This window comes from Streptomyces avidinii, from assembly GCF_014650695.1.
In the GTDB taxonomy this organism is placed as follows: Bacteria; Actinomycetota; Actinomycetes; order Streptomycetales; family Streptomycetaceae; genus Streptomyces; species Streptomyces avidinii.
Window position 1 is genome coordinate 477,471 of record NZ_BMVL01000007.1, and the last position, 23,246, is coordinate 500,716.

Genomic DNA, 23,246 nt, shown 5'->3' on the forward strand with positions numbered 1-23,246 from the left:
CCCGAAGGCTAGGGTGGACGTGTCCGATCCGAGGAGGAACCGGAAATGACGACCGCGACACCTGAGCCCGGCGGATCCGTGCCGCCGATGCCGGAGTACACGCCAAAGGCGTTGCGCGCCGCCATAGCCGCCCACACCCCGGATCTGCTGTCCGACTTCGACGACACCTGGCGGCAGCAGATCGCCGACGCCTACGACATCGCGCCGGTGCCCGCGTTCATGGCTCGCTGGTGGGGCGAGTACGCCCTTGCACGCGACCCCGAGCTGGACCGCCACGTCAGCGATCTCGAGAAGCGGGCGGCCGAAGCCACGGACGCCGAGGCGGCCCGCAAACTCCTCGACGAGGCCTCTCGCATCCGCCACGAGCTGCGCGAGCGGGAGCCCGGCGAGTGAGCGAAGAGTTCACCGGGCCGCCGTGAGCCGCGGGGAGAACGTGGAACCCGGACGGTTCAGCTGTTCACCCGTACGGCCCGATTCGGGGCGTAGGGACCGGGTAGGGGACGGCCCGTCCTTCCCCCATCCGCCACCGGAGGCATCCGTGCCCGACATGAACGGCCCCTACAAGCCCGGCACCCCGTGCTGGATCGACCTGATGGTTCCCGACCAGCAGGCCGCCCTCGACTTCTACTGCGACCTGTTCGGCTGGCAGGGCGAGGTCGGCCCGGCCGAGCAGGGCGGCTACTCCGTCTGCACGCTCAAGGGGCAGCCCGTCGCCGGCATCATGAAGGCGATGAACCCGGACGGCACCGTCCCGGACCCGATGCCGCCGACCGTGTGGACCACGTACCTGTCCACCGACGCCATCGACTCCACCCTCAAGGCCGTCACCGACGCCCACGGCACGGTCATGGTCGGCCCGATGGACGTGATGGACCTCGGCCGGATGGCCGTCGTCGCCGACCCGACCGGCGCCGTCGTCGGCCTCTGGCAGCCGGGTACCTTCGACGGCGCCGGCATCGTCAACGAGCACGGCGCCCTCATCTGGAACGAGCTGAGCACCCGCGACGTCCCCGCCGCCGCCGCGTTCTACTCCGCCGTCCTGCCGATCACCACCGCCGCCTCCCACATGCCGGGCGCCGAGGGGTACACGGAGTTCAAGGTCGCCGGCCGCGTGGTGGGCGGAATGATGAACCTGGACAAGGCACCGCCCGGCACTCCCCCGAACTGGCTGCCGTACTTCCAGGTCGACAACGTCGACGAGATCCAGGCCGCCGCCGAACGGGCCGGGGCCAACGTCCTCGCCCCCGCCTTCGACATGGTGGCGGGCCGCATGGCCGTCCTGGCCGACCCTCAGGGCGGGCCCTTCGCGGTGATCACGGCGACCATGCCGGAGCCGACCGCCTGATGCGACCCGGCGCACAGGGCATGTTCCCCCTGTGCGCCTCCTCCTTTCCGGTGACGGTTCGTTCACCACGAAGGGGGCTCACATGAGGAACAAGCGCGCGGGGACGGCTGTCGCCGCACTGCTCACGGCCGACGGGCTGGCGCACCTGTACTGGGCCACCGGCGCGACCTGGCCCGCCGCCGACGAACGGGCGCTCTCGCCGGCCGTCCTCGGCATCGAGACGTCCTTCGGACCGGGCACGGTGCTCCCGCTGGCCGCCGTGCTGCTGACCGCGGCCGGGGCCGTCCTCGCCCACACCCGCGGCCACGGCGGCCGGGCGACCCGCGCCGTCACGGCCGCCGTCGCGGCCGGCCTGACCGTACGGGGCTTCGCGGGCCTCGGCCGGGCCGCCGGCTCCTCCCCAGCCCTCCGGACAGCCACAGCCCCTTCAGGCTCCTCAACCTGGCGCTCCACACCCCGCTCTGCCTCACCGCCGGCCGGGCCGCGGCGCAGCTCGCCCGTACCACCCACCTCGCCCGCACCGCCGGCACCGCCGTCAGCGCCTGAGCCGCCACCACCGCCGCGGCCGCGCCGCCCCGTCCAGGCGGGCGGCCTGCTCGCGGCACTCCCCGGCCAGCAACTCCTCACCGGCCCCGGCGAAAAGCACCGCCGCCCGCTCGCACGCCCGCGCCGCCTCGGCCGGGCGGCGCAGCCCGCTCAGCGTGGGCGCCAGCCCCCACAGGGCCGTTGCCTCGGCCCGGCGGTCCGCCGTACCGGCCCAGAGCGCACAGGCCCGCTCCTGGGCCTCCAGCGCCTCCTCCAAGCGGCCTTCCTGCCGGTGGAGCACGCCCAGCAGGCCCAGCATCGTCGCCTGCCCGCGCCGGCCCCAGCCCTCCTCGAACAGGGCGACGGCCTCCTCGTACCGGGCCCGCGCCTCCTTGGGCCGCCCGGCGTCCCGCAGCGTGTCGGCGATCCCGCCCAGCACCCAGGCCTCCCGTGCCCGACTGCCCCGGTCCCGCAGGATGGCGAGCGCCTCCTCCCGTACGGCCAGGGACTCCTCCCGGTGACCGGCCTCCCCCAGCACTCCCCCGAGGAAATCCAGCGCGGACGCCTCACGGTGGCGGTCGCCCACCTCCCGCATCAGGGCGACGGACGTGCGGTACGCGTCGATCGCCTCGTCCAGGCGCCCCAACTCCCGCAGACAGTGCGCGAGGGCGGCCAGCGCCGTGCCCTCGGCGTGCCGGATCCCCTGCTCGCGAATGATCCGCAACGCCGCCTCGTGGGCCTCGCGGGCCTCCTCGAAGCGGAGCAGCCTGCGGTACGCGGACCCCAGCATGTTCAGCGCCTTGCCCTCACCCGCCCGGTGGGAGCCCTCCCGGAACAGCGCGAGCGCCTCGGTCAGCCGTTCCACCGCCTCCTGCGTGCGGTGCGCGTCGAGGAGGGTGTAGCCGAGGTCGTACAGCGCCCCGCCCAGGTCCTGCCGGCGCCCGGAGCGCCGTACGAGCGCGAGCACGCGCTCCATCACCACCACGGCCTCCTGGGCGTGACCGTAGAGCTTGAGGTACGGCGCGAGGAGGTGCGCCAGCTCCCTCGCCGACTCCGGCCGGCCGGTGTCGGCGGCGAAGCCCACGGCGGCGACGAGCAGCGCCCGCTCCGCGTCGAGCCAGTGCAGCGCCTCGGCCACCGAGGGCAGCCCCGGCCCGGCGGCCGCGCGGCCGTCCACGCCCAGCACGCTCCCCGCCACCTCCGTGTCGAAGACCAGGCTGTCCAGGAAGGTGTCGGTGGCCTCCTCCCGCCCGTCCTCCTCGGCGCACTCCTCGCCCCGCTCCAGCGCGTACAGCCGCACGAGGTCGTGCATCCGCCAGCGACCCGACCCGACGGGCTGCTCGGTGAGCAGGCTGGCCCGTACGAGCGCGGCCAGCCGCGGGCGTACGTCCGTACCCGCGCCCGCGTCGGCGTCCGCGTGCCGGCCGGTGAGCAGGGCCGCGTACTCGGTGCGGCAGTCCGGCCCCGGGTTGACCGTCAGGAGCCGGAAGGCCCGCGCCTGGTCGGCGGGCAGCCGCGCGTACGAGAGGTCGAAGGCGGCCCGCACCCCCACCGGTACCCCGCCGTCGTCGAAGGTCAGCGCCTCCAGCCGGCTCCGGGCCTCGGCCAGCCGCGCGCCCAACTCGCCTGCGGAGAGGCCCGGATCGCCCGCCAGCACCGCTCCCGCCACCGTCAGGGCCAGCGGCAGCCGCCCGCACCGCCGCGCGATCTCCGCGAGCGCGTCGGGCTCCCGCGCGGGCCTGGGGTCGTCCGGCCGGGCCCGCAGCAGGGCGTCCGCGAGCAGCTGGGCCGCGGGCCGCGCCGCCAGCTCGTCCAGCACGAGGACGCGGCCCGCGAAGCCCGGAGCGACGAGGCGGTGCCGCGAGGTCACGAGCAGCCGGTGCGCGCCCCCGGCCGGTACGAGGTCCCGTACCTGGGCGACCGAGCCCGCGTCGTCGGCGACGATCAGCACCCGCTGCCCGGCGCGGCCGAAGGCGGCAAGCTCCGCCCGGTACAGCGCCACCCGCGCCTCCGGGGAGGCCGGCATGTCGGTGTCCCGGACGCCCAGGTGCCGCAGCATCTCCTGGACGGCCTGCGGGCCGCTCACCCCGCCGTCGGGGGCGTAGCCGCGCAGCGAGAGGAAGAACACCCGGTCGCCGAACCAGCCCAGTTCCACGGCCCGGTGGGCCGTCGCCACGGCCAGCGCGCTCTTGCCCACGCCGGCCAGCCCGGCCACCACGGCGACCACGGGCCCGTCCTGCGCGAGCAGCGCCGTCAGTTCCTCGACCGGCCCGTCCCGGCCGACGAGGGTGCCGGGTGCGTCGGGGAGGCCGAGCAGCGCCCGGGGCGCGGGGCCGGCCCCGGGCGCGTAGGTGACGTAGTCCCCGGCGACCTGGGTGATCCGGGCCCCGTCGGAGGCCCGGGCCCACTGCTCGGCGGGCACTACGCGGACTCGCCCTGTTCGGCCTGCTCGGCTCCTTGGTCCTGCTCACCGCCCGCGCTCTGACGCACCCGGGAATCGCCGTCGGCCCGCGCCCGCTGGTCGAGCCGGTCGGGGGCGGCGGCCCCGCCGGACTGGGTGATCCGCGCCGACCCGGACGCGCGGGCCCGCTGCCGTACGGCGGTGCCTCCCTCCCCGTCCTGGCCGCCACCCGCCCACCAGGCTCCGGCGAGCCCGAAGGCGGCGGCCATGGCCCCCCCGAAGCCGGCGGCGGCCGCCACGTTGTCCGAGTCCTTGTCCGGCAGCCAGCCGAAGGGGTCCGCCTGGCCCAGCTTGAAGCTGAGCAGGAACACGAGCGCCGTGCCCCCCATGACGACAACCCACCGCAACGGACGTGACATTGGCCCCCCTGACCGACCGACTCCCCGAGCATCCGAAGCTAGCAAACACCCCCGCGGAACTCGCACCAGACGACCTTCCCGGGCGTCCGGGGCAGCACCCCCCAGTCATCGGCGAGTGCGGCGACGAGGGTCAGCCCCTGCCCGTGCGGCCTCCCGGTGATCCGGGAGAACCCGGGCCCGCTGTCGTGCACCTCGGCGCGGATCGTCGCGTCCTCGAAGCCGAACAGCCGCAGCAGGTATCCGCGGCCGGACGGGACGCCGTACCGCAGCGCGTTGGTCGCGAGCTCGCTCACGCAGAGCAACATGTCGTCGAGGCGGTCGGTGCCGCCCCACGCGTGCAAGGTGTCACGTGTGAACTGCCGCGCAGCTGCGACGGATCGGGGCGAGCGCAGGTAGAGACGCTCGCGCACGAGCGCCGCCTGAATAGTTGGATTCACCGGACGATCGTCGCGTTGCGTGACTAGCGTGTGGCTGAGCGCCGACCCGTACTCCTTGATGAGTACGGGTCCGCACGGGGTATTCCGCTTGCGCGGGTGGGGAGTTCGCAGTCATGCCACCGAGGAAACGAGTACGGCCGAACGCGACGACCATGAAGATGGTCGGCGCGATGGTGGCCGCCGCGCGGATCGCCAAGAACCTGACCCAGAAGCAGCTCGGAGAGCTGGTCCGGCTGGACGCCGAGACCATCGCCTCCATTGAGCAAGGTCGGCGGGCCCTGATGCCGAACGTCGCCGAGCTGATGGACCAAGTCCTGGGGCTGCCCGGGGTGCTCACGGTCGCGGCGCACAAGATGCCGCAGGTCGACGTGATCCCGCCGTGGGCCGAGCCGCTGATCAACCTGGAGCAGAAGGCAGTCACGCTGTCCTCGTACCAGAATCAGGTAGTTCCGGGCTTGCTCCAGACCCAGGCCTACGCGGAGGCGGTCTTCCGCAGCCGCGTCCCGCTGTACACCGACAGCGAGGTCGCAGATCAGACTGCGGCCCGACTCGACCGTCAGACCACCCTGAGGCGCGAGAAGCCGATGGTCGCCAGCTTCGTCATCTGGGAACCGGCCCTCACATGCCCTCTGGGCGGCCGAGCAGTACTCCACGAGCAGCTCCGCCACCTCTTGACCTGCTCCGAGCTGACGGGGGTGTCCATCCAGATCCTCCCGCTGGACCGCACCCTCCATCCAGCCCTGGACGGCCCCTTCGTTCTGCTCGAAACCCCGGTGCATCAGCACATTGCGTACCTCGAAACGCAACGCGGCAGCCTGGTCGTCTCCGACCTCGACGAGGTCAGCATCCTCTCGATGAAGTATGCGATGCTGCGGACACAGGCCCTCAACCCCGAGGAAACCAGGGACCTGTTGAAACGGCTCCTAGGAGACCCATGAGCACCCCACTCGCGTGGTTCAAGTCCAGCTACAGCGCCAGCGAGGGCGGCGACTGCGTCGAGGTGGCTGCCTCCCCGACCCAGGTCCACGTCAGGGACTCGAAGGTCCAGGACGGTCCCGTCCTGGATCTCGCCCCGGCGAGCTGGGCACAGCTGACCGGCTGGGTCAGCCGGTAGTAGCGACGCCGACGGCGGTCACTCCGACCGCTCGGCGACCAGCGGCGCGAGGCCGTCCAGGATGCGGTCCAGGCCGAAGCGGAACTGGAAGTCCGGCTCGCCGGCGCCGCCGAACGCGTCGGAGGCCAGCAGCCGCGTCACCGCCGGGTGGCTGTCCGGGCCGGCGAGCAGCCGCAGCGTGCGTGCGTACTGGGCCAGGGCCTGCTCCGGGGCCACGCCCGACTTCACGATGGCGTCGATCATGTCCGCGGCCATCGTGGCCTCGTTCCGCACCAGGCCGCCGATCAGGGTGATCGTGGAGAGCTTCTCGCCCTCCTTCAGGCCCGTACGGGCCATCGCGGCCAGCCCCCGGTCCATCCAGGCCAGCTGGTTCGGGGTCGCGGGCGGGGCCGTGATCGGGATGCGCAGGATCCAGGAGTTGGCCATCAGGACCGCCCGCTGCGCGTACGCCCAGTTCGTCAGCAGCTCGCGCCATCCCCACCCCTCCGCCTCCGGCGGCAACGGCGCCGGGGTGCCGACCCCCGCGTCCGACATGAGGACGTACAGCTCCTCCTTGGCGGCGACGTACCGGTAGAGGGACATCGTCGAGACGCCCAGCTCCTTGGCCACCCGGCCCATGGAGACGGCGTCCATCCCCTCCCCCGCGGCCAGCGCCACGGCCGCCTCCACGATCTTCGGCAGCGTGAGCGTGGGGCGCGGCCCCTTGCCGGGGCGTTCGCGCAGACCCCAGGCCATCTCCAGGCTCGCCGGGAGTCCGGTCCCGCTGTCCTCGTCCGCCATGACCGCCCACTCCTCGATTGACCCCCCATCCTAGTTCTGTGTATTACTTACACAGTAAAGCGTAAGGCATACGCAGAACAGTGAAGGGAGCACCGTCCCCCATGACCACGCACGCCTCCGGCGACCTCGGCATCCACGCCGCCGGTCTGACCAAGTCCTACGGCGACCTCCGTGTCCTCGACGGCATCGACCTGGCCGTCCCGCGGGGCAGCGTCCTCGCACTCCTCGGCCCCAACGGCGCCGGCAAGACCACCACCGTCCGGATCCTCGCGACCCTCACCGCCGCCGACTCCGGCACCGCCCGCGTCGCCGGGCTCGACACCGTCACCGAACGCTCCCGGGTCCGCCGACTCATCGCGCTCACCGGCCAGTTCGCCGCCGTCGACGAGCTCCGGACCGGCACCGAGACCCTGCACATGATGGGGCGGCTGGCCGGACTCTCCCCGCGTGCCGCCCGCGCCCGCGCCGACGAGCTGCTCGCCCGGTTCGGACTCACCGAAGCGGCCGGCCGCACCGCGAAGACGTACTCGGGCGGCATGCGGCGGCGCCTCGACCTCGCGGCGAGCCTCGTCTCCCGGCCCGAGGTGCTCTTCCTCGACGAGCCGACCACCGGACTCGACCCGCGCAGCCGCCAGGACCTGTGGGAACTCGTACGGGAACTGCGCACCGACGGCACCACCGTCCTGCTCACCACCCAGTACCTGGAGGAGGCCGACCGGCTCGCCGACCGGGTCGCCGTCCTCGCCGACGGCCGCATCGCCGCCGAGGGCACCCCGGCCGAACTGAAGTCCCGCGTCGCCGGACACCGGCTGGACCTGACCCTCACCACCGGCGCCGCCTACGAGGCCCTCGCCCCGCGCGCCGTCCACCTCGCCCCCGACGAGCTCACCCTCGGCCTGCCCACGGACGGCACCGCCGCCCACGTCCGGGCCCTGCTCGACGAACTCGACCCGGACCGCACCGACATCGAGCGCTTCACCCTGCGCAGCGCCACCCTCGACGACGTCTTTCTCGCCCTGACGGGAGCCGACCGATGACCACCCTGCCCGTGAGCGCCTTCGCCCTGGCGGGCCGCAGCCTGCGCATCAGCAGCCGCCGGCCCGACGCGCTGATCGTCGCCCTGATGCTGCCCGTCATGCTGATGCTGATCTTCGTCTACTTCTTCGGCGGAGCCATCGACACCGGAACGGCGTACGTGACGTACGTGGTCCCCGGCGCCATGCTGCTCTGCGCGGGCTTCGGCGCGGCCTCCACCGCCGTCAGCGTCTCCGAGGACATGACCAACGGCATCATCGACCGCTTCCGCTCCCTCGACGTGGGCGCCGTCCCGATCCTCGCCGGGCACGTCGCGGCCTCGGTGGTGCGCAACCTGATCTCCACCACCCTGGTCCTCGCCGTCGCCCTCGCCATCGGCTTCCGGCCCCAGGCCGGCCCGACCGCGTTCCTCGGCGCCGCCGGGCTGCTCCTCGCGTACATCACGGCGATCTCGTGGCTGGCCGCCGCACTCGGGCTGCTCGCCAAGTCGCCCGAGGCAGCGGGCGGGTTCACCTTCCTGATGATGTTCCTGCCGTACCCCTCCAGCGCCTTCGTCCCCATCGAGACCATGCCCGGCTGGCTCCACGGCTTCGCCGACCACCAGCCGCTGACCCCGGTGATCGAATCCCTGCGCGCCCTGCTCCTGGCGCAGCCCGCCGGTGACGCGCCGTGGATCGCGCTGACCTGGTGCGCGGGCATCACGGCCGTCGCGGTGACCCTCGCCGGCGCGCTCTTCCGCAACAGGACCCGTTGAGGGACCCCTGTCGGAGCCCCTCAACGGGTCGATGGTGCGACCGCTCGCTCAGCCGCCCAGCGGGTAGGAAGTACGGCCCGTCGCCTCGTCGATCTCCGAGTGGGCCTTCTGCAGCATCTGCGACGCGATATCCATGAGCGCGCGAGCGCCCGCGATCTCTTCCCCGACCCTCAACTGCTCCGGGTCGGAGGGGTGACGCAAGGCATAGCCCCGCGCCTTGATCTCGGAGCCGTCCCCGAGCCTTACCAGGGCCGCCGCACTGGTGCGGTGGCCCTCCTCGGTGAATTCGAGCTCCACATGCCACCCGACGAGCGTGGCCATGGTGCATCACCTCCAGGGGTCACCCTTCCCTCCAGGGTGCGCCCGCGGCGGACACGACGCGAGCCGGGTGGCCTTCGGGCCGGGGTGGGGTGGCGGGGGGCGTCTCAATGCGCGTTGAACGACCAGAAGACGCCGACCTCGTCCGCGGACACCGCGATCAGACCGAGGTCCATCATGAGGTCGGTGAAGGGGTGGCCGCCTTCGAGGTCCCGCGCCAGGAAGTCGGGCGCGTCGCAGGTGCGGGCGAGGAGGGAGGAGGTCCAGAACGCCGCGTCGGGGCCGAACCGGTCCAGCACGGTCCGGGCGTCCGCGAGCACCATGTCCCGGTCCTCCCGGAACCGGACCGGGGAGCCCTCGAACCACCACTCCTGCGCGAACGAGGCGAGCAGCTCGACGGCAGCGCCCGCCGTGATCGGCCGGAGGCCGGAGCGCAGGTCCTCGGCGTTCAGCGCACGGAACGGGTGGAAGGGATAGCCGCTCTCCCGTCCCACCTTGTCGATCTGCCATTCCAGGACGGACCAGCCCCGGGGGTCGGCGACCGACCGCTCCATGACGGCGCGGACGTCCTCGGCCCAGTCCTCGTGCAAGCGGGGGCCGCTCCAAACGAAGGTGTAGACGTCCTCCAGGAGCCGCAGCAGCGCGGCTTCCCAGGTGGCGGCTCGGATGGGTCGGGTCGGCATGGCCACCTCCCACTGCGGGCTCAGCAATCGAATGTCCAGAACAGCCCGACCTCGGTGTCGGAGACGACGACCAGGCCGGCGTCCTCCCAGTAGAAGGTCATGGGGATGTAGCCCCACTGGGAGGACTCGAAGTCCAGCGTGCCGTTCCTGCGCGTGCCGACGCTGACGTTGGTGTAGCAGGTGAAGGTGTCCCCGTAGCGGGCGAGGAGAGTGCGGGCCATGTCCTGCAGCTCTTCGAAGCTCTCGGTGAACCTTTCGAGGTTCCGAAGGGTGCAGCCCCCGTCGGTGAGTGCGAGGAGGAGATTCTCGGCGCTCGCACGGTCGATCTCGTACAACCGTTGGCCGACGTCCGCCGGGGTGAGCCGACGTTGGGGATCGGCCTTGAAGGGCGGGCGGAAGGGAAAGGCGGGCCCTTCCGCCGTGCGCTCGTTCGCGGTGTCGTCGAGCCCGGCCCAGCCGCGCGGGTCGGGGACGGCGCGTTCCATGACGGCGAGCACGTCGGCCCGCCAGTCCTCGTGCCCCCGCGGACCGGTGGCGCTGAAGGTGAACGCGTCCTCGTACAGGTGCCGCACCGCCGCTTCCCAAGACACCTTGGAGACCTTGAGATCGCCGTCCTGCATGTCCGCCCCTCTGTGGCACTGCCGCGCCAAATGCGCACGTACGCCTACGAGGTTCGCAGTTCGGCGGGCCGCGCGCCTGAGTGCGCGTACTCAGGTTCGGGCTCAGGCCGGGTCGTCCGGGGGCGTCGCGGGCTTCGTGTGGAGGACGGCGCGGGCCTGTTCCGCGGCGCGGGTGATGCCCTCGGAGACGAAGTCCATGAAGCGGGCGATGTTCTCCAGGCGGTTGGCGGCCGGGGTGTCGGGCCCGAGGATGCTCACGCCCTGGCGGGCGGTCGCGATGATCTGGGCGTTGACCCGGGCGGAGGCGATCGTCGCCTGGTACCAGACGTCGTCGTCCACGAAGTAGCGCTCGCGGCGGCGCTCGTCACGTTCCCTGCGGACGAGGCCCTGGCCTTCGAGGAACGTGATCGCCTTGGAGATGGACGCCGGACTGACCTGGAGGCGCTGGACGAGTTCTGCCGCGGTGAGGCTGCCCGTGTCGGTTATGTACAGGCATGCCATCACCCGGGCCATCATCTTGGGCGTCCCCGCCTGGACGAGGACGTCCGTGAACGCCTCCTCGTACTCGCGCACCGCCTCGGGGTCGCGCCCGTGGGCCTGCGGGGGCGCCTCGGCACCGCGGGGCACGGCCTGCCTGCGGTGCGCGCGGCGTTCGGTGGCGCGGTGCGCCAGCTCGGCGCGGTAGGCGTTGGGGCCGCCGTTGCGCATGACCTCGCGCGAGATCGTCGAGGTCGGACGGTCCAGGCGCCTGGCGATCTCGGCATAGGCGAGGTCGTCGGCCAGTCCCAGCGCGATCTGCTGGCGTTCCTGCTGGGTGAGCCTGCCTCCCGGCATCGCGGTCTCCTTCGTGGTGGGTCCGTGGTGTCTCCCACTATAGCGTTCACTTTCATTTCATTGCAACGAACAGCGGGTGCACTGTTGCATTAAGCGCGAAACCATTGCAATGAAATCTAGCGCTTGACCTGCATGAATGCAGATTCTGCGCAACGAGTCCGTTGCCAGAGTCTCGAACGCAACGTAGCTTTTCACTCATCAGAAACGGCGCGGCGCACGGAGCGCCCGCTGAGGAAGAAGGAGAAGCACCATGCAGAAGTTCGCCACCACCTCCCCCGTCACCGCCGTCCTGGACATCCCCGCCGGACGCATCCGGCTCATCGCCGCCGACCGCGCCGACACCACCGTCGAGGTCCTCCCCGCCGACGCCGGCAAGAGCCGCGACGTGAAGGCGGCGCAGGAGATCCGGATCGGATACCGCGACGGCGTCCTGCGGATCGAGGCACCGGCCCCCAAGAACCGGATCCTCGGAAACTCCGGATCCGTCGAGGTCACCGTCCAGCTGCCGGCCGGCTCCCGCGTCGAGGCGAAGACGGCCGCCGCCGAGTTCCGCGGCGTCGGGCGCCTCGGAGACCTCGCCTTCGAGGGGGCCCAGGGCACGGTCAAGGTCGACGAGACCGCCGGCGCCCACCTCACCCTCCTCGCGGGCGACATCACGGTCGGCCGACTCGGCGGCCCCGCACGGATCAGCACCCAGAAGGGCGACCTGAGCATCGCCGAGGCCCAGCACGGAGCCGTCGAACTCTCCACCCGGGCCGGTGACATCACCGTCGGCGCCGCCCGCGGCGTCTCCGCCTCCCTCGACGCCGGCACGAGCTACGGCCGCATCCACAACTCGCTCCGGAGCAACGGCACCGCCGACCTCACCATCCACGCCACCACCGCCTACGGCGACATCACCGCCCGCAGCCTCTAAGGAGAACCCCTCATGACCAACCTGGCGATCGCGGCGAACGGGCTGCGCAAGTCCTACGGCGACAAGACCGTTCTCGACGGCATCGACCTGGCCGTCCCCGAAGGAACGGTCTTCTCCCTGCTCGGCCCGAACGGCGCCGGCAAGACCACCGCCGTCAAGATCCTCTCCACCCTCGTCACCCCCGACGCCGGCGACCTGCGCGTCGCCGGCCACGACCTCGCCACCCACCCGCAGGCCGTCCGCGCCGCGATCGGTGTCACCGGCCAGTTCTCCGCCGTCGACGGCCTGATCACCGGCGAGGAGAACATGCTCCTCCTGGCCGACCTGCACCGCCTGTCCCGCCGCGAAGGGCGGCGGGTCACCGCCGAACTCCTGGAGCGCTTCGACCTCGTCGAAGCCGCATCGAAGCCCGCGGCCACCTACTCCGGCGGCATGAAACGCCGCCTCGACATCGCGATGACCCTGGTCGGCAACCCGCGGATCATCTTCCTCGACGAGCCGACCACCGGCCTCGACCCGCGCAGCCGCCACAACATGTGGCAGATCATCCGCGAGCTCGTCTCCGACGGAGTGACGGTCTTCCTCACCACCCAGTACCTGGAGGAGGCCGACCAGCTCGCCGACCGCATCGCCGTCCTCGACGACGGCAGGATCGCCGCCGAGGGCACCGCCGCAGAGCTGAAGCGGCTGATCCCCGGCGGACACGTCCGGCTCCGCTTCACCGACCCGGCCGCCTACCGGTCCGCCACCCTCGCCCTGCCCCGAGTCACCCGCGACGACGAGGCACTGACCCTGCAGATCCCGAGCGACGGCAGCCAGCGCGAGCTGCGCTCCCTCCTCGACCGGCTGGAGAGCGCCGGCATCGAGGCCGACGAACTCACCGTGCACACCCCCGACCTCGACGACGTGTTCTTCGCCCTCACCGGCGGCAGCACCCGCATCCCCGAACAGACCGACCGGCCGGACCGGACCGGCCGGACCGGTCAGACCGGCCAGACCAAGGAGAACGTCCGATGAGCACCCTCTCCCTCGCCGCCCGCGACTGCTCCACGATGCTCCGCCGCAACCTCCTGCACGCCCGGCGCTACCCGTCGCTGACCCTGAACCTGCTGCTCACCCCGGTCATGCTGCTCCTGCTCTTCGTCTACATCTTCGGAGACGTGATGAGCGCGGGCATGGGCGGCGGCGGCGCCGACCGCTCCGAGTACATCGCGTACGTCGTCCCCGGGATCCTGCTGATGACCATCGGCAGCACCGTCATCGGTGCCGCGGTGTCCGTCTCCACCGACATGTCCGAGGGCATCATCGCCCGCTTCCGCACGATGGCGATCTACCGCGGCTCCGTGCTCATCGGGCACGTCGTCGGCAGCGTCCTCCAGTCGATCGCCAGCGTGGTCCTCGTCGGCGCCGTCGCCGTCGCCATCGGCTTCCGCTCCACGGACGCCACCGCCCTGGAGTGGCTGGCGGCGTTCGGACTGCTCTCGCTCTTCGCCCTCGCACTCACCTGGATCGCCGTCGGAATGGGCATGGCCAGCCCCAACGCCGAGGCCGCCAGCAACAGCGCGATGCCGCTGATCCTGCTCCCGCTCATCTCCAGCGCGTTCACCCCGATCGAGGCGATGCCGGGCTGGTTCCAGCCGATCGCCCAGTACCAGCCCTTCACCCCGGCCATCGAGACCCTGCGCGGCCTGCTCCTCGGCACCGAGATCGGCTACAACGGCTGGCTCGCCGTCGCCTGGTCCATCGCCCTGGCGGCCCTCGGCTACCGCTGGTCGACCGCCTCGTTCCACCGCGACCCGAAGTAACCGCCATGACAGTACGACCCGTTCCGCCCCAGGGCGGCGTGCCCCGACACCACGGTCGGAGTGCGCCGCCCGTCGGCGTTCCGCCCCACCACCGCCGGAGCACCCGCACTCATGTCCCCGCTCGGGCCGACCGGTTGTCGTCTTCCACGGCCTCGTCGACCGGCCGTAGGAACACCGGCGCCGTGACAACGCCGGCGCCGTGGCCACGGCCGTGCGTCAGCGGGTCTCGCGCAGCCAGCCCGCGACCTCGGTGGCCCAGTAGGTGAGGATCGTGTCGGCGCCCGCCCGCTTGATGCCCAGCAGGGTCTCCAGGATGGCCCGGTCGCGCTCGATCCAGCCCTTCTCCGCCGCCGCCTCGATCATCGCGAACTCGCCGCTGATCTGGTACGCCGCCACCGGTACGTCCACCGCCTGCGCGACCCGGTACAGGATGTCCAGGTAGGGACCGGCCGGCTTGACCATCACCATGTCCGCGCCCTCCTCCAGGTCGAGGGCGAGCTCCCGCAGGGACTCCCGGGCGTTCGCCGGGTCCTGCTGGTACGTCTTGCGGTCACCCTGCAGCGAGGAGGCCACGGCCTCGCGGAAGGGGCCGTAGAAGGCGGAGGTGTACTTCGCCGTGTAGGCGAGGATCGAGACGTCCTCGTGCCCGGTCTCGTCCAGCGCGTCACGGATGACGCCGACCTGGCCGTCCATCATCCCGCTGGGCCCGACCACATGGACGCCCGCGTCCGCTTGGACCTGCGCCATCTCGGCGTACCGCTCCAGCGTCGCGTCGTTGTCGACGCGTCCGTGCTCGTCGAGCACGCCGCAGTGGCCGTGGTCCGTGTACTCGTCCAGGCACAGGTCCGACATGATCACCAGGTCGTCCCCGACCTCGGCCTTCACGTCACGGATCGCGACCTGCAGGATCCCGTCCGGCTCGGTGCCCGCCGTGCCCAGCGCGTCCTTGTTCTCGTCGGCCGGAACACCGAACAGCATGATCCCGGCGACCCCGGCCTCGACCGCCTCCACGGCGGCCTTCCGCAGCGTGTCCCGGGTGTGCTGCACGACGCCCGGCATCGCGGAGATCGCCAGGGGCTCGCTGATGCCCTCCCGGACGAACGCCGGGAGGATCAGGTCCGAGGGGTGCAGCCGGTTCTCCGCGACCATCCGCCGCATCGCCGGGGTGGTGCGCAGCCGGCGGGGCCGCGAACCGGGGAAGGATCCGTACGCGCTCATCTTCAGTCGCCTCTTCGAGCATCGACAGCAGTCCGGACAAGGGTAGAGCCCGGCCACCCGGCCACCCGCCCGGTGGTCAGTACGAGAGATCGACCGACAGGTACGGTGCCAGCGCCCGCAGGAAGTCCGGCGCGTCGAACATCGCGGCGGCCGAGGCCACCCCCGTCGTCCGGGTGCGCCCGGACAGCAGGCGCTCCACGGCCTCCACCGCCAGCGGCGCCGTGACCGCATAGATGTCCCGACCCCGGGCCGTGGCCCGGCGCCGGACGCCGCCCGCGCGAACCAGGACGTCGACGACGAAGGTCTGGTCCGACCGGCCGAGTTCGTCGACCGCCTCCGGCGCCGGCGTGTCCGCCCCGGCGAGGTCCCGCGCGGCCTCCACCGCCATGTACGTACGCACCAGTGGCACGGCCACGTGGCTGGGCACGGTGACGACATCGGCCATGGAGAACTCCGCGATCACCGTCCTGCGGCCCAGCGGCTCCGGGAAGAGCCACTCCTGCTCCGCCGGCTCGTCCTCGTGGTACTGCAGCGCGCCGTCCGCGAACCGCACCCGGCGGCCGCCGCGGCGCTCGTGGGACACCTCGCCGGCCACCCGGGTGCCCTCCGTGGGCTGCCAGCTGCTCAGCCCGTACGCGACGTGCACCTCGTCCGCCCCCGTCCACTCGCCCATGGCCGCGCCGACCAGCAGGTCGCCCAGGCCCCCGTAGAAGGCCATGGCCGGCACCACGGGCACCTCCGCCTTGCGGGCGGCTTCCGCGCGGTCGGCGAACATCGCCGCGTTCGCCTCGATCTCCGCCGCGACGTCGACGTACGGGATCCCCGCGCGCAGGGCCGCCTCGACGACCGGGCCTCCCGTCGTCGCGAACGGTCCGGCGGCGTTGATCACGGCCGCCGCTCCGGCGAGCGCCCGGTCCAGCGAGGCCGGGTCGTCCACGGCGGCCGGGCGGACGAGCACGTCCGCCGCTCCCTCGGCGGCCAGCGCCTCCAAACGGTCCGCGCTGCGGCCGGAGACGATGGTGGCGATACCGCGCCTGCGCAGCTCGGCGACGATGAAGCGGCCGGTGTGTCCCGTCGCCCCGTAGACCACCACGGCTCCCGTCGCGCCCGTCGTACCCACCGTGCTCTTCGTGCTCATCGCGTTCCCCGTCCCCTGTGGCCGCCGTGCCCGCTGTGTCCTCTGCGGCTCGATGAACCCAGTCTCGGGGCGGGCGGGCCCCCGCCGTGATGGTCCGGAACGACATCACCCGTACACTTTCGGACATGCCCACTGTCGCCCTGGCGGCTGCCGGCCACATGCTGCACTTCGAGCTGGCGGTGGCCTACGAGATCTTCGGCAATCCCCCGCTCGACGCCCCGCAGGGCTGGTACGACGTACTGCTGTGCGGCCCCGGACCCGTGCGCGTCGGCCCGTTCACCGTCGAGCCCGACCACGGGCTGGAGCACCTGGCCCGGGCCGACACCGTGATCGTGCCCGCCTGCGCCGACGTGGACGAGCCGCCACCGCCCGAACTGGTCGAGGCCGTACGCGCGGCCCACGCGGCCGGCGCCCGGGTCGCCTCCCTGTGCACCGGAGCCTTCGTCCTCGGCGCCGCGGGCCTGCTCGACGGACGGCGGGCCACCACCCACTGGGCGCACGCCGCGGAGCTGAGCGCACGTCACCCGCGGGCCGAGGTCGACGCGGACGTCCTCTACACGGACAACGGCAGCGTGCTCACGGCCGCGGGCAAGGCCGCCGCCGTGGACCTGTGCCTGCACCTGATCCACCTCGACCACGGCGCCGCCGTCGCCAACTCCATCGCCCGCCGCCTCGTCATGGCGCCGCACCGGCCCGGCGGTCAGGCCCAGTTCGTGTCCACCCCGGTCCAGGTGTCGGGCGGCGGCGACCACCAGCTCGCCGACCTGCTCGCCTGGGCCCAGCAGCGCCTCGACCGGCCGCTGACCGTCACCGACATGGCGCGCCGGGCCAGTACGAGCCCGCGCCACCTGGGACGCCGGTTCCGGGCGGTCACCGGGCAGACCCCGCTGCAATGGCTGCTGACCCAGCGCGTGCGCCGCGCCCAGGAGCTGCTGGAGTCCACCGACGAGACGATCGAAGCGGTCGCCGTCGCCACCGGCATGGGCACCGCCACCACCCTGCGGCGCCAGTTCAAACGGGTCGTCGGAGTCCCGCCCGACAGCTACCGCCGCGCCTTCCGCAGCGCGAACCCCGCCTGACGGCGACCGGAAACGGAAAGGGGCCCGGGTGCTCACCGCACCCGGGCCCCTCTCCGACGGTCGATCCTTAAACCGCTCACGTCGTACGACGTCGCCGCGCCCCCGGCCGTCGCTCGCTCGGCCTGAACACCGTCTCGCCGGCCTCCTTGGCCGCCTCGCGGCGTGCCGCACCGTACTCGGCGAGAGCCTCCGCCAGCTTCGACACCGAAGGCTCCGGGGACAGTACGTCCACGCGCAGCCCGTGCTCCTCCGCCGTCTTGGCCGTCGCCGGCCCGATACAGGCGATGACGGTCACGTTGTGCGGCTTCCCGGCGATCCCGACCAGGTTGCGGACCGTGGAGGAGGACGTGAAGAGCACGGCGTCGAAACCGCCGCCCTTGATCGCCTCACGCGTGTCCGCCGGCGGCGGCGACGCGCGCACCGTCCGGTAGGCGGTGACGTCGTCGACCTCCCACCCGAGCTCGATCAGCCCGGCGACCAGCGTCTCGGTCGCGATGTCGGCGCGCGGCAGGAACACCCGGTCGATCGGGTCGAAGACCGGGTCGTACGGCGGCCAGTCCTCCAGCAGTCCGGCCGCGGACTGCTCGCCACTGGGCACCAGGTCCGGCTTGACGCCGAACTCCACGAGCGCGGCGGCGGTCTGCTCGCCCACCGCGGCGACCTTGATGCCCGCGAAGGCGCGCGCGTCGAGCCCGTACTCCTCGAACTTCTCGCGGACGGCCTTCACGGCGTTGACCGAGGTGAAGGCGATCCACTCGTAGCGGCCCGTCACCAGGCCCTTCACCGCCCGCTCCATCTGCTGCGGGGTGCGCGGCGGCTCCACGGCGATGGTCGGCACCTCGTGGGGCACCGCGCCGTACGAACGCAGCTGGTCGGAGAGCGAAGCGGCCTGCTCCTTGGTACGAGGGACGAGCACCCGCCAGCCGAACAGCGGCTTCGACTCGAACCAGGACAGGTCCTCGCGCCGCGCGACGGCGCTGTGCTCACCGACCACGGCTATGACGGGCCGGGCGCCCTCGGGCGAGGGGAGCACCTTGCCCTGCTTGAACACCTGGGCGATCGTGCCCAGCGTCGCGCACCAGGTCCGCTGCCGCGTGGTGGTACCGGCGACGGTCACGGTCAGCGGGGTGTCGGGCTTGCGCCCGGCGCCCACCAGCTCGGCGGCGGCCGCCGAGACCGTCTCCAGCGTCGCGGACACGACGAGGATGCCGTCGCTCGCGCCCACCTCGCTCCAGCAGCGCGCCGAGGCCGTTCGCGCGTCGACGAACCGCACGTCCGCGCCCTGCTTGTCGCGCAGCGGGACACCGGCGTACGCGGGTACGCCCACCGCGGTCGCGACACCGGGCACCACCTCGAAGGGGATGCCCGCGGTGGCGCAGACGAGCATCTCCTCGGCGGCGTTCCCGTCGAGTCCGGGGTCGCCCGTGACGGCACGTACGACCCGCCTGCCGGAGCGTGCGGCCTCCATGACAAGATTGGCCGCGTCCCGGATCACCGGGACCCCGGCGGCTGCTGACACCTCGTCAGCAATCGTCAGCTGCGGCGTGTCGACATTCGCGCGCGCATGCGTCCGTACGACCTCGAGCACCTCGGGCTCCGCGATCAGTACGTCCGCGGCGGCGAGCGCCTCGACGGCGCGCAGCGTCAGCAGACCCGGGTCGCCCGGGCCGGCACCGAGGAAGGTGACGCGTCCGTGGGCGGCGACGGCCGGATAGGCGGAGGTGGTCGGAATTGAGGGGTTCAAAGCGATCGCTCCCCCATCAGACCGGCCGCGCCCTTGGCCAGCATCTCGTCCGCGAGTTCGCGGCCGAGCGCCATGGCCTCGTCGTACGACTGGGGCACGGGACCGGTGGTGGACAGCTGCACCAGCGTCGTGCCGTCGAGGGTTCCGACGACGCCGCGCAGGCGCATTTCATTGACAATCTCCCCGTCCGCCAGAAGGTCGGCGAACGCGCCCACGGGTGCGCTGCAGCCTGCCTCCAGGGCGGCGAGCAGGGAACGCTCGGCGGTCACGGCGGCCCGGGTGTGCGGGTCGTCGAGTTCGCCGAGCGCGGCGACGAGGTCCGTGTCGGACGCGAGGCACTCCACGGCCAGGGCGCCCTGGCCGGGAGCCGGCAGGACGCTGTCGACGGGCAGCAGGTCGGTCGCTTCGTCACCGCGCCCGATCCGGTTCAGTCCGGCGGCCGCCAGCACGACGGCGTCGAGCTCACCGTCACGGACGAAGCCGATCCGGGTGTCGACGTTGCCGCGGATCGGCACCGTCTCGATCCGCTTGCCGAGCGACAGCGCCAGGTGGTTGAGCTGGGCGGTGCGCCGCGGCGACCCGGTACCGATCCGGGCACCGTCGGGCAGCTGCTCGAAGGTCAGACCGTCCCGGGCGACGAGCGCGTCCCGCGCGTCCTCGCGGCGCGGCATGGCCGCGATCACGAGGTCGTCGGGCTGCGCCGTCGGCAGGTCCTTCAGCGAGTGCACGGCGAAGTCGACGTCACCGCGCAGCAGCGCGTCGCGCAGGGCCGTGACGAACACGCCCGTCCCGCCGATCTGCGAGAGGTGCTCGCGCGAGACGTCGCCGTAGGTCGTGATCTCCACGAGCTCGACGGCCCGGCCGGTGACGGCCCGTACCGCGTCGGCGACGTGCCCCGACTGGGACATGGCCAGCTTGCTCCGCCGCGTACCGAGCCGCAGCGGCTGGTCGGGACGTGTGTTCATGATGCCCGTCCTGGGTCGTCGTCGTTCATCGGATCGGCCGCGTCCGCCCGGCTGACGGAAGCAACCGTCTGAGGGTCGAGGTCGAAGAGTTCGCGCAGCGCTTCCGCGTACCCGGCGCCGCCGGGCTCGCTCGCGAGCTGCTTGACGCGCACGGTCGGCGCGTGGAGGAGCTTGTCCACGACGCGGCGCACGGTCTGGGTGACCTCGGCACGCTGCCGTTCGTCGAGGTCGGGCACCCGCCCGTCGAGGCGCGCCACTTCCATGGCCACGACCTCGGCCGCCATGGCCCGCAGGGCGACGACGGTGGGCGTGATGTGCGCCGCCCGCTGCGCCGCCCCGAAGGCCGCCACTTCCTGGGCGACTATCGCGCGCACGGCGTCGACGTCGGCCGCCATCGGGGCGTCGGCGGACGCCTCCGCGAGCGACTCGATGTCCACGAGGCGTACGCCCGGGATCCGGTGCACGGCCGCGTCGATGTCCCTGGGCATGGCCAGGTCGAGCAGCGCGAGCCGGACGGCGGCCGGCCGGTCCTGCGTACGGGTGCTCCTGCGCGGCTGCCGCTGCGCGGCGGCCTCGCCCTGGTCGGCCCAGGTCCCGTGCAGTTCGAGGGAGTTGGCGTCGACCCCGGTCAGCGCGGAGCGCCCGTCCGGCCCGACGGGACACCCGTCGTCCACGGGAGCGCTGATGGTCCGAGCCGCCCCGGCATCGGCCAGGCGCCTCCCGCCTTCGGCAGCGGCCGCAAGACGAGCCACGACATCAGCCAGTTCCAGCCCCGCCAGGGGGCCCCTCCCAGCGGTAGCCGGGGGAGTTCGAGGCGCGGGGGTCCGGGGGCGGAGCCCCTGGGAGGCCCGGGGCGCAGCCCCGGCCTCGTCCTGCTCCGCCGGCGCGAGCCCACCGGCGCCCCAGGACACGGCGGCCAGCACGTCGTCGGCGGTCAGCACCAGCCCGGTCGCGCCCGTGCAGGACACCACCACGTCGACTCGTGTCAGCTCATCGGCGACGCGGGCCATCGGCACGGCCACGGCCGAGACCCCGGTGCCCGAGGCAACCAGAATCTCCGCAAGCCGCTCCGCCCGGTCGGCGGTCCGGTTCGCCACGACGATCTCGGCCACACCGACACGCGCCAGCGTCGCCGCGGCCAGCGAGGACATCGACCCGGCCCCGATCACCAGCGCCCGCTTGCCGGCGGCCCACTCGCCCACCGGCGCGTTCACGGCGAGCTGCTCCAGCCCGAAGGTCACCAGCGACTGGCCCGCCCGGTCGATCCCGGTCTCGGAGTGCGCCCGCTTGCCGACCCGCAGCGCCTGCTGGAACAGATCGTTGATCAGCCGGCCGGCGGTGTGCAGCTCCTGCCCCAGCGCCAGCGCGTCCTTGATCTGGCCGAGGATCTGCCCCTCGCCCACGACCATCGAGTCCAGTCCGCACGCCACCGAGAACAGGTGGTGCACCGCCCGGTCCTCGTAGTGCACGTACAGGTACGGGGTGAGCTCCTCCAGCCCGACCCCGCTGTGCTGCGCGAGCAGCGTGGACAGCTCCGCGACGCCGGCGTGGAACTTGTCCACGTCCGCGTACAGCTCGATCCGGTTGCAGGTGGCGAGCACGGTCGCCTCGGTCGCCGGTTCGGCGGCGAGGGTGTCGTGCAGCAGCTTCACCTTGGCATCGGCGGACAGCGAAGCCCGCTCCAGCACGCTCACGGGCGCGCTGCGGTGGCTCAGCCCTACGACGAGCAGACTCATGCCGGCATCACCGCCGGAACGTCACCCTCGGGCCCGCCCTTGCGCGTCTCGGCGGCGCTGCGCCCGGCCGGCGGCACCACGGCCGCGGCGGGGGCGGCGCCGCCCACGGAGGAGCCGCCGGCGGCAGCGGCGGCCGCTTCCTCACCGGCCTTGCGCTGCTCGTGGAAGGCGAGGATCTGGAGCTCGATGGAGAGGTCGACCTTGCGCACGTCCACGCCCTCGGGCACGGACAGCACGGTGGGCGCGAAGTTCAGGATGGAGGTGACGCCGGCCGCGATCAGCCGCTCGCTGACCTGCTGCGCCGCACCCGCGGGGGTCGCGATCACGCCGATCGAGACGCCGTTCTCCTCGATGATCTTCTCCAGATCATCGGTGTGCTGCACGGACATGCCGGCGACGGGCTTGCCGGCCATCGCCGGGTCGGCGTCGATGAGGGCCGCGACACGGAAGCCGCGCGCGGAGAAGCCGCCGTAGTTGGCGAGCGCGGCGCCGAGGTTACCGATGCCGACGATGACGACCGGCCAGTCCTGGGTCAGACCGAGCTCGCGGGAGATCTGGTAGACGAGGTACTCGACGTCGTAGCCGACGCCGCGGGTCCCGTAGGAACCCAGGTACGAGAAGTCCTTGCGCAGCTTCGCGGAGTTGACTCCGGCGGCGGCCGCGAGCTCCTCGGAGGACACCGTGGGCACCGATCGCTCGGAGAGCGCGGTGAGGGCACGCAAGTACAGCGGAAGCCGGGCGACAGTGGCCTCGGGAATACCTCGGCTGCGGGTCGCCGGTCGGTGAGTTCGGCCAGTTGCCACGATGCTCCTGCGGGATGAGCGGGGCTGCAGGCGGCCACTTGTCCCAGGACCGCCCCGTCGACAGCAGGCTATGCCTTTGTGAACGCGTGCACAAAGATTGTGTCCGGTTTGTCCGACCAAAGTGACCGGGGTCACGCGAGTTCGGCAGACAAAGCCGGAACCAGCGGCACGCCGAACCCGTTCAAATCCCAAAGGGGGCAAAACCGTGCACACTCCTCACAGATACGCCCCCGAGACCCCATAAAACGCCCATGATGGTAACCGGGAGGAGGGTCAGGCCTCCAGCGCCCGCCGGAGCCGGTCCGGGTTCACCCTCCAGAAGGTGTGCTGCTCGCCGTCCACGAGCACCACCGGAATCTGCTCCCAGTGCAACCGGTAGAGCTCCTCGTCCTGCGAGATGTCCTTCTTCTCCCATTGCGCACCGGTCTCGGCACACACCTGGGCGACCACCTCCTCCGCCTCGTCGCACAGGTGGCACCCCGGCTTCCCGATGAGCGTGACCATCCGCTCCCCGGGACGCTTCTTTTCCTTACGGCGAAACAAAGGGCTCATGCGGCCATTCTCCCGCGCCCTCGCG

General features: G+C 72.4%; 25 protein-coding genes and 1 pseudogene. 11 read left to right on the top strand and 15 right to left on the bottom strand.

Annotated elements, in window-relative coordinates; genetic code table 11:
- The first annotated feature begins 45 nt into the window (after positions 1–45).
- The 3 genes and pseudogenes from IE257_RS21400 to IE257_RS39480 form a co-directional block, all read left to right on the top strand.
- Positions 46–393: a DUF6247 family protein gene (locus IE257_RS21400; RefSeq protein WP_189970909.1), complete on the top strand. Its 348-nt coding sequence runs from the start codon at positions 46–48 to the stop codon at positions 391–393.
- Between the two features lie 154 nt (positions 394–547).
- Positions 548–1,345, top strand: coding sequence for a VOC family protein (locus tag IE257_RS21405; RefSeq protein ID WP_189971057.1), 798 nt, complete (start codon positions 548–550; stop codon positions 1,343–1,345).
- Positions 1,346–1,427: 82 nt separating this feature from the next.
- A pseudogene (locus IE257_RS39480) lies at positions 1,428–1,685 on the top strand (DUF3995 domain-containing protein); the annotation flags it as partial.
- A 195-nt stretch (positions 1,686–1,880) separates the two neighbouring features.
- Here the strand turns inward: IE257_RS39480 and IE257_RS21415 are convergent.
- From IE257_RS21415 to IE257_RS21425, 3 genes are all read right to left on the bottom strand, one after another.
- The gene (locus IE257_RS21415) at positions 1,881–4,292 is read right to left on the bottom strand and encodes an ATP-binding protein (protein WP_189970911.1); all 2,412 of its coding nucleotides are present in this window, start codon (positions 4,290–4,292) and stop codon (positions 1,881–1,883) included.
- On the bottom strand, positions 4,292–4,660 hold the full coding sequence (locus IE257_RS21420) for a hypothetical protein (protein WP_189970913.1): 369 nt from the start codon (positions 4,658–4,660) through the stop codon (positions 4,292–4,294). The genes IE257_RS21415 and IE257_RS21420 overlap by 1 nt, the downstream gene beginning before the upstream one ends.
- A gap of 68 nt (positions 4,661–4,728) precedes the next feature.
- Positions 4,729–5,127: an ATP-binding protein gene (locus tag IE257_RS21425; RefSeq protein WP_229920552.1), complete on the bottom strand. Its 399-nt coding sequence runs from the start codon at positions 5,125–5,127 to the stop codon at positions 4,729–4,731.
- Positions 5,128–5,240: 113 nt separating this feature from the next.
- Here IE257_RS21425 and IE257_RS21430 point away from each other — a divergent pair, with 113 nt between their 5' ends.
- Both IE257_RS21430 and IE257_RS21435 read left to right on the top strand, forming a co-directional pair.
- A complete protein-coding gene (locus tag IE257_RS21430) occupies positions 5,241–6,065 on the top strand; it encodes a helix-turn-helix domain-containing protein (protein ID WP_189970915.1) in 825 nt (274 codons plus the stop codon).
- On the top strand, positions 6,062–6,241 hold the full coding sequence (locus IE257_RS21435) for a DUF397 domain-containing protein (RefSeq protein ID WP_189970917.1): 180 nt from the start codon (positions 6,062–6,064) through the stop codon (positions 6,239–6,241). The genes IE257_RS21430 and IE257_RS21435 overlap by 4 nt, the downstream gene beginning before the upstream one ends.
- 18 nt (positions 6,242–6,259) lie before the next feature.
- Here IE257_RS21435 and IE257_RS21440 read toward each other — a convergent pair whose 3' ends face one another.
- A complete protein-coding gene (locus tag IE257_RS21440) occupies positions 6,260–7,021 on the bottom strand; it encodes a TetR/AcrR family transcriptional regulator (RefSeq protein WP_189970919.1) in 762 nt (253 codons plus the stop codon).
- Positions 7,022–7,122: 101 nt separating this feature from the next.
- On the opposite strand from IE257_RS21440, the gene IE257_RS21445 reads away from it, so the two are divergent.
- On the top strand, positions 7,123–8,058 hold the full coding sequence (locus IE257_RS21445; protein ID WP_189970921.1) for an ATP-binding cassette domain-containing protein: 936 nt from the start codon (positions 7,123–7,125) through the stop codon (positions 8,056–8,058).
- Positions 8,055–8,810: an ABC transporter permease gene (locus IE257_RS21450; protein ID WP_189970923.1), complete on the top strand. Its 756-nt coding sequence runs from the start codon at positions 8,055–8,057 to the stop codon at positions 8,808–8,810. The genes IE257_RS21445 and IE257_RS21450 overlap by 4 nt, the downstream gene beginning before the upstream one ends.
- Before the next feature lie 48 nt (positions 8,811–8,858).
- Here IE257_RS21450 and IE257_RS21455 read toward each other — a convergent pair whose 3' ends face one another.
- The 4 genes from IE257_RS21455 to IE257_RS39485 all read right to left on the bottom strand — a co-directional run bounded on the left by IE257_RS21455 (position 8,859) and on the right by IE257_RS39485 (position 11,265).
- Complete coding sequence (locus tag IE257_RS21455) at positions 8,859–9,131, bottom strand: DUF1876 domain-containing protein (protein WP_189970925.1); 273 nt, start codon at positions 9,129–9,131, stop codon at positions 8,859–8,861.
- Positions 9,132–9,235: 104 nt separating this feature from the next.
- Positions 9,236–9,811, bottom strand: coding sequence for a hypothetical protein (locus IE257_RS21460; protein WP_189970927.1), 576 nt, complete (start codon positions 9,809–9,811; stop codon positions 9,236–9,238).
- Between the two features lie 20 nt (positions 9,812–9,831).
- Positions 9,832–10,431 carry a hypothetical protein gene (locus tag IE257_RS21465; RefSeq protein ID WP_189970928.1) on the bottom strand — a complete coding sequence of 200 codons (600 nt, stop codon included), beginning with the start codon at positions 10,429–10,431 and terminating at the stop codon, positions 9,832–9,834.
- Between the two features lie 102 nt (positions 10,432–10,533).
- Positions 10,534–11,265, bottom strand: coding sequence for a GbsR/MarR family transcriptional regulator (locus IE257_RS39485; protein WP_189970930.1), 732 nt, complete (start codon positions 11,263–11,265; stop codon positions 10,534–10,536).
- A 250-nt stretch (positions 11,266–11,515) separates the two neighbouring features.
- Between IE257_RS39485 and IE257_RS21475 the strand changes: the two genes are divergently transcribed.
- From IE257_RS21475 to IE257_RS21485, 3 genes are read left to right on the top strand one after another with little or no spacing between them, the layout of a single operon-like run.
- Positions 11,516–12,181: a DUF4097 family beta strand repeat-containing protein gene (locus tag IE257_RS21475; protein ID WP_189970932.1), complete on the top strand. Its 666-nt coding sequence runs from the start codon at positions 11,516–11,518 to the stop codon at positions 12,179–12,181.
- A gap of 12 nt (positions 12,182–12,193) precedes the next feature.
- Positions 12,194–13,198: an ATP-binding cassette domain-containing protein gene (locus IE257_RS21480; protein ID WP_189970934.1), complete on the top strand. Its 1,005-nt coding sequence runs from the start codon at positions 12,194–12,196 to the stop codon at positions 13,196–13,198.
- Entirely contained in the window at positions 13,195–13,986 is a 792-nt protein-coding gene (locus IE257_RS21485) for an ABC transporter permease (RefSeq protein ID WP_189970936.1), read from the top strand. The genes IE257_RS21480 and IE257_RS21485 overlap by 4 nt, the downstream gene beginning before the upstream one ends.
- A 216-nt stretch (positions 13,987–14,202) precedes the next feature.
- Here the strand turns inward: IE257_RS21485 and hemB are convergent, their stop codons facing one another.
- Both hemB and IE257_RS21495 read right to left on the bottom strand, forming a co-directional pair.
- Positions 14,203–15,204 (bottom strand): porphobilinogen synthase, encoded by a 1,002-nt coding sequence (gene hemB, locus IE257_RS21490; RefSeq protein ID WP_030869723.1) that lies wholly within the window; start codon positions 15,202–15,204, stop codon positions 14,203–14,205.
- A 76-nt stretch (positions 15,205–15,280) separates the two neighbouring features.
- Positions 15,281–16,342 (bottom strand): saccharopine dehydrogenase NADP-binding domain-containing protein, encoded by a 1,062-nt coding sequence (locus tag IE257_RS21495; protein ID WP_189970938.1) that lies wholly within the window; start codon positions 16,340–16,342, stop codon positions 15,281–15,283.
- A 125-nt stretch (positions 16,343–16,467) separates the two neighbouring features.
- Here IE257_RS21495 and IE257_RS21500 point away from each other — a divergent pair, with 125 nt between their 5' ends.
- Positions 16,468–17,421 (top strand): GlxA family transcriptional regulator, encoded by a 954-nt coding sequence (locus IE257_RS21500; RefSeq protein ID WP_189970940.1) that lies wholly within the window; start codon positions 16,468–16,470, stop codon positions 17,419–17,421.
- Positions 17,422–17,497: 76 nt separating this feature from the next.
- Here IE257_RS21500 and IE257_RS21505 read toward each other — a convergent pair whose 3' ends face one another.
- The 5 genes from IE257_RS21505 to IE257_RS21525 all read right to left on the bottom strand — a co-directional run bounded on the left by IE257_RS21505 (position 17,498) and on the right by IE257_RS21525 (position 23,221).
- Positions 17,498–19,165 carry a bifunctional uroporphyrinogen-III C-methyltransferase/uroporphyrinogen-III synthase gene (locus tag IE257_RS21505; RefSeq protein ID WP_189970943.1) on the bottom strand — a complete coding sequence of 556 codons (1,668 nt, stop codon included), beginning with the start codon at positions 19,163–19,165 and terminating at the stop codon, positions 17,498–17,500.
- On the bottom strand, positions 19,162–20,130 hold the full coding sequence (gene hemC / locus IE257_RS21510; RefSeq protein WP_189970945.1) for a hydroxymethylbilane synthase: 969 nt from the start codon (positions 20,128–20,130) through the stop codon (positions 19,162–19,164). Before hemC ends, IE257_RS21505 begins: the two co-directional genes overlap by 4 nt.
- Positions 20,127–21,866, bottom strand: a complete 1,740-nt coding sequence (locus IE257_RS21515; RefSeq protein ID WP_189970947.1) for a glutamyl-tRNA reductase — start codon at positions 21,864–21,866, stop codon at positions 20,127–20,129. The genes hemC and IE257_RS21515 overlap by 4 nt, the downstream gene beginning before the upstream one ends.
- Entirely contained in the window at positions 21,863–22,669 is an 807-nt protein-coding gene (locus tag IE257_RS21520; protein ID WP_189970950.1) for a redox-sensing transcriptional repressor Rex, read from the bottom strand. The genes IE257_RS21515 and IE257_RS21520 overlap by 4 nt, the downstream gene beginning before the upstream one ends.
- A 273-nt stretch (positions 22,670–22,942) precedes the next feature.
- Positions 22,943–23,221, bottom strand: a complete 279-nt coding sequence (locus tag IE257_RS21525; protein ID WP_189970951.1) for a glutaredoxin family protein — start codon at positions 23,219–23,221, stop codon at positions 22,943–22,945.
- Positions 23,222–23,246 lie beyond the last annotated feature (25 nt).

Excerpts from the sequence above, each read along its gene's own strand:
- IE257_RS21400 (WP_189970909.1), top strand. The coding sequence starts at position 46 with ATGACGACCGCGACACCTGAGCCCGGCGGATCCGTGCCGCCGATGCCG.
- IE257_RS21405 (WP_189971057.1), top strand. The coding sequence starts at position 548 with ATGAACGGCCCCTACAAGCCCGGCACCCCGTGCTGGATCGACCTGATG.
- IE257_RS21420 (WP_189970913.1), bottom strand. The coding sequence starts at position 4,660 with ATGGGGGGCACGGCGCTCGTGTTCCTGCTCAGCTTCAAGCTGGGCCAG.
- IE257_RS21430 (WP_189970915.1), top strand. The coding sequence starts at position 5,241 with ATGCCACCGAGGAAACGAGTACGGCCGAACGCGACGACCATGAAGATG.
- IE257_RS21435 (WP_189970917.1), top strand. The coding sequence starts at position 6,062 with ATGAGCACCCCACTCGCGTGGTTCAAGTCCAGCTACAGCGCCAGCGAG.
- IE257_RS21440 (WP_189970919.1), bottom strand. The coding sequence starts at position 7,021 with ATGGCGGACGAGGACAGCGGGACCGGACTCCCGGCGAGCCTGGAGATG.
- IE257_RS21445 (WP_189970921.1), top strand. The coding sequence starts at position 7,123 with ATGACCACGCACGCCTCCGGCGACCTCGGCATCCACGCCGCCGGTCTG.
- IE257_RS21450 (WP_189970923.1), top strand. The coding sequence starts at position 8,055 with ATGACCACCCTGCCCGTGAGCGCCTTCGCCCTGGCGGGCCGCAGCCTG.
- IE257_RS21455 (WP_189970925.1), bottom strand. The coding sequence starts at position 9,131 with ATGGCCACGCTCGTCGGGTGGCATGTGGAGCTCGAATTCACCGAGGAG.
- IE257_RS21460 (WP_189970927.1), bottom strand. The coding sequence starts at position 9,811 with ATGCCGACCCGACCCATCCGAGCCGCCACCTGGGAAGCCGCGCTGCTG.
- IE257_RS21465 (WP_189970928.1), bottom strand. The coding sequence starts at position 10,431 with ATGCAGGACGGCGATCTCAAGGTCTCCAAGGTGTCTTGGGAAGCGGCG.
- IE257_RS39485 (WP_189970930.1), bottom strand. The coding sequence starts at position 11,265 with ATGCCGGGAGGCAGGCTCACCCAGCAGGAACGCCAGCAGATCGCGCTG.
- IE257_RS21475 (WP_189970932.1), top strand. The coding sequence starts at position 11,516 with ATGCAGAAGTTCGCCACCACCTCCCCCGTCACCGCCGTCCTGGACATC.
- IE257_RS21480 (WP_189970934.1), top strand. The coding sequence starts at position 12,194 with ATGACCAACCTGGCGATCGCGGCGAACGGGCTGCGCAAGTCCTACGGC.
- IE257_RS21485 (WP_189970936.1), top strand. The coding sequence starts at position 13,195 with ATGAGCACCCTCTCCCTCGCCGCCCGCGACTGCTCCACGATGCTCCGC.
- hemB (WP_030869723.1), bottom strand. The coding sequence starts at position 15,204 with ATGAGCGCGTACGGATCCTTCCCCGGTTCGCGGCCCCGCCGGCTGCGC.
- IE257_RS21495 (WP_189970938.1), bottom strand. The coding sequence starts at position 16,342 with ATGAGCACGAAGAGCACGGTGGGTACGACGGGCGCGACGGGAGCCGTG.
- IE257_RS21500 (WP_189970940.1), top strand. The coding sequence starts at position 16,468 with ATGCCCACTGTCGCCCTGGCGGCTGCCGGCCACATGCTGCACTTCGAG.
- hemC (WP_189970945.1), bottom strand. The coding sequence starts at position 20,130 with ATGAACACACGTCCCGACCAGCCGCTGCGGCTCGGTACGCGGCGGAGC.
- IE257_RS21515 (WP_189970947.1), bottom strand. The coding sequence starts at position 21,866 with ATGAGTCTGCTCGTCGTAGGGCTGAGCCACCGCAGCGCGCCCGTGAGC.
- IE257_RS21525 (WP_189970951.1), bottom strand. The coding sequence starts at position 23,221 with ATGAGCCCTTTGTTTCGCCGTAAGGAAAAGAAGCGTCCCGGGGAGCGG.